Consider the following 14,433-nt stretch of genomic DNA (forward strand, 5'->3'; position numbering starts at 1 on the left):
TAATCCTTAATCGATCAGTTGAGCGTCTTTGAGCGCACCGATTGCAGTGAGCCAGCGCGGGTCCTGACGGTAGTCGGTGCTGGCGAACGCCTGGCCGCGCATCCGCGCAATGCGCGTGGACGGCTTGACCTTCATCCGTTGCGCGGCACTGAGCGCAAGTTCCGCAGCAGCGCGGTCGTTGCACACCAGCCCCATATCACAGCCGGCAGTCAGTGCGGCTTCGATACGGCTGGCGGCATCGCCAACCACGTGAGCGCCGGCCATTGAAAGGTCGTCGCTGAAGATCACCCCGTCGAACTGCAACTCGCCGCGCAGGATCTCCTGCAACCAGCGACGGGAGAAGCCGGCAGGTTGCGAATCGACTTGCGGATAGATGACGTGGGCGGGCATGACCGCCGCGAGCTGCTTACTCAACCTGGCGAACGGTACAAGATCATTGGCGCGGATGTCGTCAAGGCTGCGCTCGTCGTTCGGGATCGCGACGTGGGAATCGGCTTCAGCCCAGCCGTGACCGGGGAAATGTTTGCCAGTGGCAGCCATGCCGGCGCTGTTCATGCCGCGAATAAACGCTCCAGCGAGCAATGCGGCGCGCTCGGGATCACTCTCGAACGAACGGGTGCCAACCACGGCGCTGCGCTGGTAATCCAGGTCCAGTACCGGGGCGAAACTCAGATCAAGGCCGACCGCCAGCACTTCAGTGGCCATGATCCAGCCGCATTGCTCAGCGAGATACTCGGCATTCGGGTTGTCAGCAATGGCGCGCATCGCCGGCAGGCGCACGAAGCCCTGACGCAGGCGCTGGACGCGACCGCCCTCCTGGTCCACCGCCAGCAGCAGATCCGGGCGAATGGCGCGGATCGCGGCGCTCAGCTCACGCACCTGCCGTGGATGCTCGATGTTACGGGCAAAAATGATCAGGCCACCCACTTCGGGCTGACGCAACAATTGGCGATCTTCGGCCGTCAGCCAGGTACCGGCGACGTCCACCATCAACGAGCCTTGCAGGCCAGCAGTCATAGAAATTCCTTGAAAACGAAAAACCCGACCCGCAGGAAATCGCTACCGTGAGCAATGCTCGGCAGGTCGGCAATTTCTTGGGATTTCGGGTTCAGAACGAGAGTCGGCATGGGCGGCTAGCTTAGCGGATGTAAACTGCCGCGCCCACCCGTGTGCGGTTAAACCTTGGCGGCCACCGGAGTCGACTTGCTGCGCGGACGCAATTGCGCTGTTGCCATCGCCGGATCGGTGACACCGGTTTCGGCACGCATGCCAGCGGCGAGGAACGGCACCATCAGGCGCATCACCTGTTCGATCGACGTGTTGACGCCGAAATCGGTCTCGGCAATCGCGCGCAGGGCCTTGATGCCCGACATGCTGAACGCCGCAGCGCCGAGCATGAAGTGCACGCGCCAGAACAGTTCGATGGGCGGAATGCGCGGAGCCGCTTCGTTGACCAGCAGCATGTAGCGGCGGAACACCTTGCCGTACATGTCTTCCAGATAACGACGCAGGTGACCCTGGCTCTGGCTGAACGCCAACCCGAGCAAACGCATGAAAATCGACAGGTCGTTACCGCTGCGTGGCTGGACCACCAGCGCCTGTTCAACGAGGATCTCCAGCAACTCTTCAAGTGTCGGTTTGTTTTCCGGCTTGGCCTGACGCCGTTCCAACTCTTTATCAAGACTGACGCAGAACGGCCCGAGGAAGCGCGAAAAAACCGCCTGGATCAGGGCTTTCTTGGAGCCGAAATGATAGTTCACCGCCGCCAGGTTTACCCCGGCCTTGCTGGTGATCAAACGCAATGAGGTTTCGGCGAAACCTTTCTCCGCGAACAACTGCTCGGCAGCATCAAGAATGCGTTCAACGGTTTCCGACTGGGCCATGGCTACTCCGCCTGACAAACACTTGTTTGAAACATACGTTTCAGCCTGTGCCTTGTCAAGCCTGCCAGTTCGTTTTGGGAATGGTCGGTCAGCTATTTAACCACACTCGTCCGCTCCTTTAATAAGCACGGCAGCCGACCGTCCGGCGGGCCGCAAAAAAACGGGCATTGCCAAGACTGCTTCACTGTATATAATCCCAGTCACTGTATAAAAAGACAGAGCGATCAATATGCTAAAGCTGACGCCACGCCAAGCCGAGATTCTGGCCTTTATCAAACGCTGCCTCGAAGACAACGGCTACCCGCCAACCCGCGCGGAAATCGCTCAGGAGCTGGGTTTCAAGTCGCCAAACGCGGCTGAAGAGCACCTCAAGGCCCTGGCCCGCAAAGGCGCCATCGAGATGACGCCTGGCGCTTCTCGGGGCATCCGCATCCCTGGCTTCGAAGCCAAGACCGATGACTCCACCCTGCCAATCATTGGCCGGGTCGCCGCCGGTGCTCCGATCCTCGCCCAGCAGCACATCGAAGAGTCCTGCAACATCAACCCGGCCTTCTTCCATCCCCGAGCCGACTACCTGTTGCGCGTACACGGCATGAGCATGAAGGACATCGGCATTTTCGACGGTGACCTGCTGGCGGTTCACACTACTCGCGAAGCACGCAATGGCCAGGTCGTGGTTGCACGGATCGGCGATGAAGTGACGGTCAAGCGCTTCAAGCGCGAAGGCAGCAAAGTCTGGCTGATTGCCGAAAACCCTGAGTTCGCCCCTATCGAAGTCGACCTGAAAGATCAGGAACTGGTGATCGAAGGCTTGAGTGTCGGCGTCATCCGCCGCTAAAGGAGGCTTTATGCAGTTCCCACACACACCTCAGCAAACACAACTGCCTTTATTCGAAGCGTTTCTGGCACAACCGATGGCGCCGATCCTGAAAGATGTCGTCGAGCGCCCATGGATTGCCGAACCGGAAGTATTCAGTGAGCTGTCACTGCGCGGTGCGGCCGGGAACTGCCTGAACCTGCTCGCCCCGATCCTTCGCGAACTGAGCGAGGATCAGGATGCACGCTGGCTGACGCTGATCGCCCCACCCGCCAGCCTGACCCAAACCTGGCTGCGAGAGGCCGGCCTGAACCGTGAACGCATTCTGCTGCTGCAACCACGTGGCGCGCAAAGCGCTCAGCAACTGGCGTGTGAAGCGCTGCGTCTGGGCCGTAGCCACACAGTGGTGACATGGCTCAACCCACTGAACACAAGCTCCCGGCAACAGCTGGTCGGCGCTGCCCGCACGGGCGACGCTCAGAGCCTGAACATTCGACTGGGTTGATTCACTGGTAACGCGCACTGTGTGAAGCGCATGGCTTCTCCAGGGACAGAGAAGCCGATCTGATGCGATAGCGGCAATCGCCGACAGGCGGGGCTCAGTGAAGAACCCGCGGCCCTTCTTCCTTATCAAACTCGCCTTCGACCATACGACCGGCCATCTGTACGCCGACGCTTAACATCGCCTTGGCGATTTCCACGTGCTGGCCTTGCAGGAACGCCTTGGCATCCTCGGAGAAATCCAGCGTCACCAGAGACCCCTCGTCCTCAGCCCTGCGCAGTTCGATTCGGCCGTCTGGTAACTCGACAATTTCTAGAAAGGACGTTGGCATATAGGTCTGTTCTCCACGAAAGGCAGGGATTATATAGACATCATTCGGGGTTCGCTCGGGATCTTGACCAGCAGCATGTTTCAGATTGCCACCGTACCAATGCCCATCAGCATTCGTTCAGACCTTCGCGAAAGCGGATCGCCAGACCTTTGAGATTCTGCCGCCAGCTCTCCAGCTCTTCGCGACTCAACTCCTGCGGCGCCTCTTCCTCATCAAGATTAATGGCCTGAATCAATGGCTGCGTCACATCGCCCTTGGGCTTCTGTGGCACCCGTGGCGGCTGGAACAACGCCGAATGCGCCGCCAGCAGTTTCGCCAGCCAGGTTTCAGGGTTACCGGTCAGTTCCACCATCTCGGCCAGCTCAGGGATGGCAATCGATTCCAGGACGTCACGAGTCAACAACACTTCTGCTCGCGAAGCATTAGCCTGAGGCAGACGATAGAAACCGGCGATCTCATGGCACAGTCCCAAAAGCGCGCCGTAGAGGTGAAATAACGCCGATTCACGCCCAGCCTGGATCAGCGCCAGCGAATTCATCGCTCGCCCCTCTTCGGCACGAGCCAGAGCTTCCAGCGACAGGCCGGCGAAATAGATTTTCTGATTGGTGCGGGTATAGAGTTCGTGCGCCATGCCGGCAGTCTCCACAGCGAAATAATTGCGTCACACAGACCCGACAGTGTCATGGATCAACGGATCCGACCGCAAGCACAAAACAAAAAGGCCGCATGAAAACCCGAGGGTTATCATGCGGCCTTTTTTGTATCAGGCTAACGCTTACTCAGCCTTGGCTTTCGTGCGCTTGTCTTCAACAGTCCATTTACCACCATCGTAGTACGCCTTCCAGCCGGTAGGCTTGCCGTCTACTTCGGTCTGCACGTATTGCTCCTTGGTCTTTCGGCTGTAGCGGATGACCGCTGGCAGACCATCAGGATCCTTCTGTGGCGCTTCGCACAAGAAGTGGTACTTCGGATCGATCTCGTCCTTGTGCGGCAGAATCTCGATCACCAGCGGAGCACGGGTCTCGCGGTTTTTCGGGAACTGACTGGCTGCCAGGAACAGACCGGAAGCACCGTCGCGCAGGATGTAGGTGTCGTTGACCTTTTCGCATTTCAGCTCAGGCATTTTCACCGGATCCATCTTCGGCGGCGCCGCATCACCGCTCTTCAGCAGTTTGCGGGTGTTCTTGCAAGTTGGGTTGGTGCAACCGAAGAACTTGCCGAAACGACCGGTCTTGAGCTGCATCTCGCTGCCGCACTTGTCGCACTCCAGGCTCGGACCTTCATAGCCCTTGATGCGATAGTTGCCCTCTTCGATTTCGTAGCCCGCGCAATCCGGATTGTTACCGCAGATGTGCAGTTTGCGCTTCTCATCAAGCAGGTAGGCGTCCATCGCCGTGCTGCAAATCGGGCAGCGATGCTTGCCACGCAGAACCAACGACTCCGACTCGCCCTCGTCGTCCGCGGCAATCTCGTCGCCTGGCACCAGATTGACGGTGGCCTTGCAGCGCTCCTTCGGCGGCAGGCTGTAACCCGAGCAGCCAAGGAACACACCGGTCGATGCGGTACGGATCTGCATCGGACGACCGCATGTGGTGCACGGAATGTCGGTCATCACGGGCTGGTTGGCACGCATGCCATTGTCCGGGTTCTCCGCCACTTCAAGCTTCTTCTTGAAGTCGCCGTAGAACTCGTCCAGCACGTTTTTCCAGTCGCGCTCGCCCTGAGCCACGTCATCGAGGTTCTCTTCCATGCCGGCAGTGAAGCCGTAGTCCATGAGATTCGAGAAACTCTCCGACAGACGCTCGGTGACGATGTCGCCCATCTTTTCCGAGTAGAAACGACGATTGTGCAGGGTCACGTAGCCGCGATCCTGAATGGTCGAAATGATGGCTGCATAGGTCGAGGGACGACCGATACCACGTTTTTCCATTTCTTTCACGAGGCTCGCTTCGGAGTAACGCGCTGGCGGCTTGGTGAAGTGCTGCGACGGATCAAGCTTGATCAGCTTCATCACATCGCCCTGGGCCATGTCGGGCAGAACGTCGTCATCGCCAGGCTTGGCGATCTGCGGCAGGACGCGGGTGTAACCGTCGAACTTGAGGATGCGGCCCTTGGCGCGCAGCTCAAAGTCACCAGCAGCGACGCTGACAGTGGTCGACAGGTACTGCGCCGGCAGCATCTGGCAAGCAAGGAACTGGCGCCAGATCAGCTCGTAAAGGCGCTCAGCGTCACGCTCCATGCCTGCAAGCTTGCTTGGCGTGGTGTTGGCGTCGGAAGGACGAATCGCTTCGTGAGCCTCTTGTGCGCCTTCTTTGCTGCTGTAGACATTCGGCGCTTCCGGCAGGTACTTCTTGCCGAACTCATCTTCGATGTAGGTGCGCGCCATCGCCACGGCATCGGCCGAAAGATTGGTCGAGTCGGTACGCATATAAGTGATGTAGCCGGCTTCGTACAGACGCTGGGCCATCATCATGGTTTTCTTCACGCCGAAGCCCAGACGATTGCTCGCGGCTTGCTGCAGGGTGGACGTGATGAATGGCGCCGACGGCTTGCTGCTGGTCGGCTTGTCTTCGCGCTTGACGATGCTGTAGCTGGAGGACTTGAGTTTCTCCAGCGCGGCCGTGGCCTGGGCTTCGTTCAGCGGCTTGAAGGCTTCGCCCTTCTCGCGCGCCACTTCGAAACGTACAGTCGAGCCCTTGGCGGTGCCAAGATCGGCGTGCACTTCCCAGTACTCTTCCGGGTTGAACGCACGGATTTCACGCTCACGCTCGACCACCAGCTTCACGGCAACCGATTGCACGCGACCGGCCGACAGGCCACGGGCGATCTTGGCCCACAGCAGTGGCGAGACCATGTAACCCACAACGCGGTCGAGGAAACGACGCGCCTGCTGGGCGTTCACACGATCGATGTCCAGTTCGCCCGGCTCGGAGAACGCTTCCTGAATCGCTTTCTTGGTGATTTCGTTGAACACCACGCGCTTGTAGCGGCTGTCGTCACCACCGATGGCTTCGCGCAGGTGCCAGGCAATGGCTTCCCCCTCGCGATCCAAGTCGGTTGCGAGATAGATGGTGTCAGCATCCTTGGCGAGCCGGCGCAGCTCTTCGATGACCTTCTCTTTACCCGGAAGGATCTCGTACTGGGCTTTCCAGCCATGTTCCGGGTCGACACCCATGCGCGAAACCAGTTGCTTGCGCGCCTTCTCTTTCGGCGTGAGCACCGGCCCTTCACCCGCGGCGGCCTTGCCGCGCTTGGCGGCCGGCTCTTTGCTGGCGCTAGCCGAACCGCTGGTGGGCAGGTCTCGGATATGGCCGATACTCGACTTCACCACGTATTGGTTGCCCAGATACTTGTTGATGGTCTTGGCCTTAGCCGGGGATTCCACAATGACCAGCGATTTGCCCATGGATCAGAAAATTCCTGAATTCTAGAAGTGAAAGGCGGTTGGCGCCTGACGCGGCACCGCTATATATAGTGGCTACAAGGTGAGGTCAAGCACAGGGTTCTGTGCGCACTCGCCTCATGGCTTGGAAAAAAGGCTCGGTTCGGCTTGCACCAAAGCAAAGCGTGGCACCTGCTCGCCGTCAACCTCGACCGACTCGACGAACATGCTCAAAGGGCGTACCCAGAAGCCGTAATCGCCATACAGGGCTTGGTAAAAGACCACTTCTTCCTCGGTCTCGGAATGCCGCGCCACACTGAATACGCGGTACTGCGGACCTTTGTAATGTTGGTAGAGCCCAGGTTGTATCGGCATGCTTCGGCCCTCACTCAAATTTTTTCAAAATAAATACAAAAATAAATCCACAAAAACAAAAACCGGGGCACTTGGCCCCGGCTTCCATCGACGAGACGCTTAAACGCGTTCGAAGACGGTGGAGATGCCTTGGCCGAGACCAATGCACATAGTGGCCACCCCGAAGGTACCGCTATTCTGCTTCATCACGTTCAGCAAAGTGCCGGAAATACGGGCACCGGAGCAACCGAACGGGTGACCCAGGGCGATCGCGCCGCCGTGCAGGTTAACCTTCTCGTTCATCTTGTCGAGCACTTTCAGATCTTTCAGCACTGGCAGGGCCTGTGCAGCGAAAGCTTCGTTGAGCTCGAAGAAGTCGATATCGTTGATGCCGAGGCCCGCACGCTTCAGGGCTTTTTGTGTAGCCGGCACTGGACCATAGCCCATGATCGCCGGATCCACACCCGCCACCGCCATCGAACGGATCACGGCCATCGGCTGGATCCCCAGGTCCTGTGCACGCTGCGCCGACATCACGATCATGCACGAAGCACCATCGGTGATCTGCGACGAAGTACCGGCAGTCACGGTGCCACCCTTCGGATTGAAGGCAGGCTTGAGGGCCGCCAGACTTTCCAGAGTGGTTTCCGGACGAATGGTTTCGTCGTAGTCGAACAGCTTCAGGAAGCCGTTTTCGTCGTAGCCCTGCATCGGGATGATTTCGTCTTTGAACTTGCCTTCCACCGTCGCCTTATGGGCGAGCTGGTGGGAGCGCACGCCAAAGGCGTCCTGCTGCTCACGGGTGATGCCGTGCATCTTGCCGAGCATTTCCGCGGTCAGCCCCATCATGCCCGAGGCTTTCGCCGCGTACAGCGACATGTGCGGGTTCGGATCGACACCGTGCATCATGCTCACGTGCCCCATATGCTCGACGCCGCCAACCACGAATACGTCACCGTTACCGGTCATGATCGCTTGCGCAGCGGTGTGCAGGGCGCTCATCGACGAGCCGCACAGACGGCTGACGGTCTGGCCGGCCGAGGTGTGCGGGATCTGGGTCATCAGCGACGCCATGCGCGCGATGTTCCAGCCCTGCTCCAGGGTCTGGTTCACACAGCCCCAGATCACGTCCTCGACTTCAGCAGGATCGACCTTGGCGTTGCGTTCCAGCAGTTTGCTGATCAGGTGCGCCGACATGTCTTCGGCACGGGTGTTGCGGTGCATGCCGCCCTTGGAGCGGCCCATCGGAGTACGACCGAAGTCGACAATCACGACGTCTCTAGGATTCAAGCTCATAAGTTCACTCTCACTCTAGTTGGGGGCGCTTAACCGAAGAAGCTCTGGCCGTTCTTGGCCATTTCGCGCAGCTTCGCGGTCGGGTGGTACAGCGCGCCCAAATCAGCGTACTGGTCAGCCAGGGCAACGAACTCGGCAACACCGATCGAATCGATGTAGCGCAGCGCACCGCCACGGAATGGAGGGAAACCGATACCGTAAACCAGACCCATGTCGGCTTCGGCAGCAGTTTCAACGATGCCGTCTTCCAGGCAACGCACGGTTTCCAGGCACAGCGGGATCATCATCCAGTTGATGATGTCTTCGTCAGTGACTTCGCGCTGCTCGTAAACGATCGGCTTGAGCACTTCCAGCACCGACGGATCGGCCACCTTCTTCTGCTTGCCCTTCTTGTCGGTCTCGTAGGCGTAGAAGCCCTTGCCATTCTTCTGGCCCAGACGTTTGGCTTCGTAAAGCACGTCGACTGCCGAGCGACGGTCATCCTTCATGCGATCCGGGAAGCCTTCAGCCATCACGTCACGACCGTGGTGACCGGTGTCGATGCCGACCACGTCCATCAGGTACGCCGGGCCCATCGGCCAACCGAATTTTTCCATGATCTTGTCGATGCGCACGAAATCCACACCGGCGCTGACCAGCTTGGCGAAACCGCCGAAATACGGGAACAGGACGCGGTTGACCAGGAAGCCCGGGCAGTCGTTGACGACGATCGGGTTCTTGCCCATTTTCTTGGCGTAGGCAACGGTGGTGGCAATCGCCAGCTCGCTGGACTTCTCGCCACGGATCACTTCCACCAGCGGCATCATGTGCACCGGGTTGAAGAAGTGCATGCCGACGAAGTTTTCCGGACGCTTGAGGGCCTTGGCCAGCAGGCTGATGGAAATGGTCGAGGTGTTGGACGCGAGGATGGTGTCCTCTTTGACCTTGTCTTCGACTTCAGCCAGCACGGCTTGCTTGACCTTCGGGTTCTCGACCACGGCTTCAACAACCAGGTCGACGTGACCGAAGTCGCCGTAGGACAGGGTCGGACGAATGCCGTTGAGCACTTCAGCCATTTTCGCAGCGGTCATGCGGCCTTTGTCAACGCGGCCCACCAGCAGCTTGGCGGCTTCGGCCAGACCCTGCTCGATACCGTGCTCGTTGATGTCTTTCATCAGGATCGGCGTGCCTTTGGAGGCCGACTGATAGGCGATACCGCCCCCCATGATGCCGGCGCCCAGTACGGCTGCTTGCTTCACGTCCTTGGCGATTTCGTCGTAGGCCTTGGCCTTCTTCTTCAGTTCCTGATCGTTCAGGAACAGGCCAATCAGACTCTGCGCGGCAGAGGTCTTGGCCAGCTTGACGAAACCTGCAGCTTCGACTTCCAGCGCCTTGTCACGACCGAAGTTCGCGGCTTTCTGGATGGTCTTGATCGCTTCGACCGGCGCCGGATAGTTCGGGCCGGCTTGCCCTGCCACGAAACCTTTGGCGGTTTCGAAAGCCATCATTTGTTCAATGGCGTTCAACTTGAGTTTTTCAAGTTTTGGCTGACGCTTGGCCTTGTAATCGAACTCGCCGGAGATCGCGCGCTTGATCAGTTCAAGGGCAGCTTCCTGCAGCTTCTCTGGAGCAACCACGGCATCGACGGCGCTGACTTTCAGCGCGTCTTCAGGACGGTTTTCCTTGCCGGCGGCAATCCACTCGATGGCGTTATCGACGCCGATCAGGCGCGGCAGACGCACGGTACCGCCGAAGCCTGGGTAGATGCCCAGTTTGACTTCCGGCAGACCGATCTTGGCCTTGGTCGACATGACGCGGTAATCCGCCGCCAGGCACATTTCCAGACCGCCACCCAGGGCGATGCCGTTGATCGCGGCCACGGTCGGAACGTTGAGGTCTTCGAAATCGCTGAAGATCTTGTTGGCTTCGAGATTGCCAGCAACCAGCTCGGCATCCGGCAGCTTGAAGTTGTCGACAAATTCGGTGATGTCGGCGCCGACGATGAACACGTCCTTGCCACTGCTGACGATCACGCCCTTGATCGAAGCATCTGCCTTGATGGTGTCCACGGCCTGACGCAGTTCGTTCAGGGTAAGACGGTTGAACTTGTTGACGGACTCACCCTTGAGGTCGAATTTCAATTCGACGATGCCACTTTCAAGAGCTTTAACCGTGATGGCTTTACCTTCGTAAATCATCAACTGATCTCCACGATATGGAAGCTGAACAGTACACGTCGGACGCAGGTAAATGGCTCGGCAGGACGCTTTTTCGTCGATGCTGACGCCAATCCACCCGGCACACCCGCCAACGCGATAGTCGGGATTCTGTAGGAGCAGTCTGTAAGACAAACGCTCAATTCATACGCCCGTTTGATTTGGGTACGCCACCTTCACGGAATTTCCGACAATTGTCAATCGCCCTAAATACGGGTTGAAATGCGACTTTGCGGTCATTTCTGTAAGACGCAGCCGCCGACACATGCTTGCATGTGAGGGTATTCATAAGATTAATAGTTAGAAATGTCGCCCTAATTCGCTGCAAGCCTTGTTTAACAGGCTACGCTCGCTGGACCACGAAGGAAAACAAGCGCACGTGTGTTGACCGGAACACGCCGAATCAACATCAAAAAGAATTTCCGGCCTGCCTGGCCACCCCGCCCGATGAATCATGTCGGGCTTTTTATTGCTCGTCTGCCAGACGTTTCGCACCGTTGCAGCGCGAAACGTCCGTGAGTCATGCCAGTGCTTTCAGCGTGGCATCAATTTCCAGCAGAACCGAAGCGTCACCCTTCTCGCCCCAATAGAGCGCGATCATCTGCTTGTCAGCTTCGACCTTGAAAACGTTGCCCGGCAATTTTTCGAAATGATTCAACAGGAGCGAATCTTCACAGACTTCCTGCCACTGATTGACCCACACGCCCGGGGTTTTCTGCCAATACGTCCAGCAAGCCGGCTGCTTGCCGCGCCGTGGCCGATGGTATTGCGCGCACGGGTTTGGCGGCTCCTGGCTCAGCCAGTGCGGCCACTCCTGGGGCGCCAGCTGCATGGCCAGCCCGATGCGCCGGGCCTCCATGCGCAAGGCTATCCGGCCACTCTGTGCACGGGACGGACGCAACCAAGCCAGGGGGCTCAACACCACCAGCAGGATTGACACCACCAACCAGACCGTCATATCTCTACTCCCGACTTAAGGTGAGCGCATTGTGTCACTCTGGAACCAATGCGCTTGAAACCAGCCATACTTAACAATATTGATCCCTCACGAGGAGCACCTCATGCCCTACCACCATATCCTGGTCGCCGTAGATCTGACCGAAGAGTGCGACCCTGTGATCCACCGCGCCCGAGAGCTGTCGGTGAGCAATGGCGCCAAGCTGTCGCTGGTGCATATCGTCGAACCGATGGCCATGGCCTTTGGGGGTGACGTACCGATGGATCTGTCACAACTGCAACAACAACAGTTCGATCAAGCCAAGGAACGCCTGGAGCGCCTGAAGCACAAATACACCGAACTGGAAGGCTCAAACTGCCACCTGACCTACGGCCAGCCACGCCAGGAAATCCACCACTTCGCCAAGGATCAGGAATGCGACCTGATCGTGGTCGGCAGCCATGGCCGACATGGTCTGGCACTACTATTGGGTTCAACCGCCAACGATGTTTTGCACGGCGCACCTTGTGATGTGCTGGCGGTGCACCTGGTCAAACGCTGATCCCAGGCCCTTGTGAGAAGCTAAAAAGCCCGGCGTCCATCACTGGACGCCGGGCTTTTTCATGCCTGGAAACAATCAGGCATCCAGCTCGGCCCAACGCTCCACCAGCGCATCCAGCTCAGCCTGCAACTGCTCCAGCGAAGCAATCACCTTGGCCGTTTCTGCGGGCGGACGCTGGTAGAAGCCGGCTTCGGCCATTTCAGCCTCGACCGCAGCAATCTGCTGCTCTTTGTTGTCGATGTCGCCCGGCAGCGCTTCCAGCTCGCGCTGAAGCTTGTAGCTCAGTTTCTTCTTCGCAGCCGGGGCCGCAGCGACAGGCGCGGCAACCGGGGCCGGTTCAGCAGTGACCACCGCCGAGTTCAGGTCAGCCTTGCCCGACTTGCTCTCGGTCACACCCAACAGGCGCGGCGAACCGCCCTGACGGATCCAGTCCTGATAACCGCCGACGTATTCACGGACTTTGCCTCCACCTTCGAAGACCAGAGTGCTGGTGACCACGTTGTCGAGGAATGCCCGGTCGTGACTGACCATCAGCACCGTGCCGTTGAACGTCAGCAGCACTTCTTCGAGCAGTTCGAGAGTCTCGACGTCGAGGTCGTTGGTCGGTTCATCAAGTACCAGCAGGTTCGCCGGTTTGCTGAACAGTTTGGCCAGCAACAGACGTGCACGCTCGCCACCGGACAGCGCCTTCACCGGCGTGCGCGCACGCTGCGGGCTGAACAGGAAGTCACCGAGGTAGCTCAGGACGTGGCGGCTCTGGCCATCGATTTCGATGAAGTCGCGACCTTCGGCGACGTTGTCGATCACGGTCTTTTCCAGATCGAGCTGATGACGCAACTGATCGAAGTAGGCCACATCGATCCGGGTGCCCTCTTCCACTTTGCCGCTGGTCGGTTGCAGGCCGTTGAGCATCAGCTTGAGCAGAGTGGTCTTGCCGGTACCGTTGGCGCCGAGCAGACCGATACGGTCGCCACGCTGCAGGACCATCGAGAAGTCCTTGATCAGGTACGGACCGTCCGGGTGATGGAAGCTGACGTTGTCCAGGACCATCACTTGCTTGCCGGACTTCTCTGCCGTTTCCAGCTGAATATTCGCTTTGCCGGTACGTTCACGACGTTCGCTGCGCTCAACGCGCAGGGCTTTCAGGGCACGCACACGGCCTTCGTTACGGGTGCGACGGGCCTTGATGCCCTGACGGATCCACACTTCTTCCTGAGCCAGACGCTTGTCGAACAGCGCGTTGGCGGTTTCTTCAGCAGCCAGCGCGGCTTCTTTATGCACGAGGAAGCTGGCGTAGTCGCCGTTCCAGTCGATCAGACCGCCGCGATCCAGTTCGAGGATGCGCGTGGCGAGGTTTTGCAGGAAGGAACGGTCGTGCGTGATGAACAGGACGGCGCCCTGGAAATCCTTCAGGGCTTCTTCGAGCCAGGCAATCGCACCGATGTCCAGGTGGTTGGTTGGTTCGTCGAGCAACAGCAAATCCGGTTCGGACACCAGCGCCTGCGCCAGCAGCACGCGGCGACGCCAGCCGCCGGACAACTCGGCAAGAGTCTTGTCGGCCGGCAGTTGCAGGCGACTCAGGGTACTGTCGACCAGCGTCTGCAAACGCCAGCCGTCACGGGCTTCGAGGTCGTGCTGAACGTGCATCAGCTTGTCCAGATCGGCGTCGGTGACGATGTTCTGGCTCAAGTGATGGTATTCGGCGAGCAAGGCGCCAACACCGTCCAGACCCTCGGCAACCACGTCGAATACCGTCCGCCCGTCGGCCACCGGCAATTCTTGCGGCAATTCACCGATTTTCAGACCGGGGGCACGCCACACCGAGCCGTCATCGGGTTTCTGGTCGCCCTTGACCAGTTTCATCATGCTGGATTTGCCAGTGCCGTTGCGGCCGATGATGCACACCCGCTCACCACGGGCGATCTGCCAGGACACCTTGTCCAACAACGGCATCGCGCCGAATGCAAGGGACACATCGCTGAATTTGAGCAGGGTCATGAGCTTCTCCAAAAACCGGGCGCGCATTCTACCTGAATCAGGTCCTCAGCAGGCCGGCAATTTGTCTGCTGAAGCACTCTGCACAACATTTGTTGCGAACTTGTGCTGCAAGACCCGCAAAGCTTTCGCCCGTTGCTGGCAAAAGGCTAAGCTACAGACAATTCAGTGCTGGCCGC

General features: G+C 58.8%; 13 protein-coding genes. 3 read left to right on the top strand and 10 right to left on the bottom strand.

From position 1 onward, the window contains the following. Positions 1-6 precede the first annotated feature (6 nt). Positions 7-1,017, bottom strand: coding sequence for a beta-N-acetylhexosaminidase (gene nagZ / locus HXW87_RS22160; protein WP_121186408.1), 1,011 nt, complete (start codon positions 1,015-1,017; stop codon positions 7-9). Positions 1,018-1,175: 158 nt separating this feature from the next. Next, positions 1,176-1,883 (bottom strand): TetR/AcrR family transcriptional regulator, encoded by a 708-nt coding sequence (locus HXW87_RS22165; RefSeq protein WP_047295276.1) that lies wholly within the window; start codon positions 1,881-1,883, stop codon positions 1,176-1,178. Between the two features lie 229 nt (positions 1,884-2,112). Between HXW87_RS22165 and lexA the strand changes: the two genes are divergently transcribed. Together lexA and sulA are read left to right on the top strand one after the other, a co-directional pair. Further along, positions 2,113-2,721, top strand: a complete 609-nt coding sequence (gene lexA, locus HXW87_RS22170; RefSeq protein WP_103485794.1) for a transcriptional repressor LexA — start codon at positions 2,113-2,115, stop codon at positions 2,719-2,721. Between the two features lie 10 nt (positions 2,722-2,731). Beyond that, complete coding sequence (sulA, locus tag HXW87_RS22175) at positions 2,732-3,205, top strand: SOS-induced cell division inhibitor SulA (protein WP_182401861.1); 474 nt, start codon at positions 2,732-2,734, stop codon at positions 3,203-3,205. Between the two features lie 94 nt (positions 3,206-3,299). Here sulA and HXW87_RS22180 read toward each other — a convergent pair whose 3' ends face one another. From HXW87_RS22180 to HXW87_RS22210, 7 genes are all read right to left on the bottom strand, one after another. Further along, positions 3,300-3,533: a hypothetical protein gene (locus tag HXW87_RS22180; RefSeq protein ID WP_003226592.1), complete on the bottom strand. Its 234-nt coding sequence runs from the start codon at positions 3,531-3,533 to the stop codon at positions 3,300-3,302. 106 nt (positions 3,534-3,639) lie between these two features. Next, positions 3,640-4,164 carry a DUF6586 family protein gene (locus HXW87_RS22185; RefSeq protein WP_182401863.1) on the bottom strand — a complete coding sequence of 175 codons (525 nt, stop codon included), beginning with the start codon at positions 4,162-4,164 and terminating at the stop codon, positions 3,640-3,642. 144 nt (positions 4,165-4,308) lie between these two features. Continuing rightward, entirely contained in the window at positions 4,309-6,939 is a 2,631-nt protein-coding gene (gene topA / locus HXW87_RS22190) for a type I DNA topoisomerase (protein ID WP_121186410.1), read from the bottom strand. A 114-nt stretch (positions 6,940-7,053) separates the two neighbouring features. Further along, entirely contained in the window at positions 7,054-7,290 is a 237-nt protein-coding gene (locus tag HXW87_RS22195; RefSeq protein ID WP_041069004.1) for a DUF1653 domain-containing protein, read from the bottom strand. Between the two features lie 99 nt (positions 7,291-7,389). Beyond that, on the bottom strand, positions 7,390-8,565 hold the full coding sequence (gene fadA / locus HXW87_RS22200; RefSeq protein WP_007910465.1) for an acetyl-CoA C-acyltransferase FadA: 1,176 nt from the start codon (positions 8,563-8,565) through the stop codon (positions 7,390-7,392). 29 nt (positions 8,566-8,594) lie between these two features. Further along, positions 8,595-10,742 (bottom strand): fatty acid oxidation complex subunit alpha FadB, encoded by a 2,148-nt coding sequence (gene fadB / locus HXW87_RS22205; RefSeq protein WP_047295284.1) that lies wholly within the window; start codon positions 10,740-10,742, stop codon positions 8,595-8,597. Between the two features lie 538 nt (positions 10,743-11,280). Further along, complete coding sequence (locus HXW87_RS22210) at positions 11,281-11,718, bottom strand: hypothetical protein (protein WP_182402561.1); 438 nt, start codon at positions 11,716-11,718, stop codon at positions 11,281-11,283. 103 nt (positions 11,719-11,821) lie between these two features. Here HXW87_RS22210 and HXW87_RS22215 point away from each other — a divergent pair, with 103 nt between their 5' ends. Continuing rightward, entirely contained in the window at positions 11,822-12,259 is a 438-nt protein-coding gene (locus HXW87_RS22215; RefSeq protein WP_047295289.1) for a universal stress protein, read from the top strand. A gap of 75 nt (positions 12,260-12,334) precedes the next feature. On the opposite strand, the gene HXW87_RS22220 is transcribed toward HXW87_RS22215, so the two are convergent. Further along, complete coding sequence (locus HXW87_RS22220; protein WP_239777769.1) at positions 12,335-14,257, bottom strand: ATP-binding cassette domain-containing protein; 1,923 nt, start codon at positions 14,255-14,257, stop codon at positions 12,335-12,337. Between the last annotated feature and the right edge of the window lie 176 nt (positions 14,258-14,433).

Origin of the sequence: Pseudomonas sp. Y5-11, from assembly GCF_022368695.1 — a bacterium.
GTDB lineage: Bacteria > Pseudomonadota > Gammaproteobacteria > Pseudomonadales > Pseudomonadaceae > Aquipseudomonas > Aquipseudomonas parakoreensis.

Coding starts and splice junctions, on each gene's coding strand:
- nagZ (WP_121186408.1), bottom strand. CDS start 1,017: ATGACTGCTGGCCTGCAAGGCTCGTTGATGGTGGACGTCGCCGGTACC.
- HXW87_RS22165 (WP_047295276.1), bottom strand. CDS start 1,883: ATGGCCCAGTCGGAAACCGTTGAACGCATTCTTGATGCTGCCGAGCAG.
- lexA (WP_103485794.1), top strand. CDS start 2,113: ATGCTAAAGCTGACGCCACGCCAAGCCGAGATTCTGGCCTTTATCAAA.
- sulA (WP_182401861.1), top strand. CDS start 2,732: ATGCAGTTCCCACACACACCTCAGCAAACACAACTGCCTTTATTCGAA.
- HXW87_RS22180 (WP_003226592.1), bottom strand. CDS start 3,533: ATGCCAACGTCCTTTCTAGAAATTGTCGAGTTACCAGACGGCCGAATC.
- HXW87_RS22185 (WP_182401863.1), bottom strand. CDS start 4,164: ATGGCGCACGAACTCTATACCCGCACCAATCAGAAAATCTATTTCGCC.
- topA (WP_121186410.1), bottom strand. CDS start 6,939: ATGGGCAAATCGCTGGTCATTGTGGAATCCCCGGCTAAGGCCAAGACC.
- HXW87_RS22195 (WP_041069004.1), bottom strand. CDS start 7,290: ATGCCGATACAACCTGGGCTCTACCAACATTACAAAGGTCCGCAGTAC.
- fadA (WP_007910465.1), bottom strand. CDS start 8,565: ATGAGCTTGAATCCTAGAGACGTCGTGATTGTCGACTTCGGTCGTACT.
- fadB (WP_047295284.1), bottom strand. CDS start 10,742: ATGATTTACGAAGGTAAAGCCATCACGGTTAAAGCTCTTGAAAGTGGC.
- HXW87_RS22210 (WP_182402561.1), bottom strand. CDS start 11,718: ATGACGGTCTGGTTGGTGGTGTCAATCCTGCTGGTGGTGTTGAGCCCC.
- HXW87_RS22215 (WP_047295289.1), top strand. CDS start 11,822: ATGCCCTACCACCATATCCTGGTCGCCGTAGATCTGACCGAAGAGTGC.
- HXW87_RS22220 (WP_239777769.1), bottom strand. CDS start 14,257: ATGACCCTGCTCAAATTCAGCGATGTGTCCCTTGCATTCGGCGCGATG.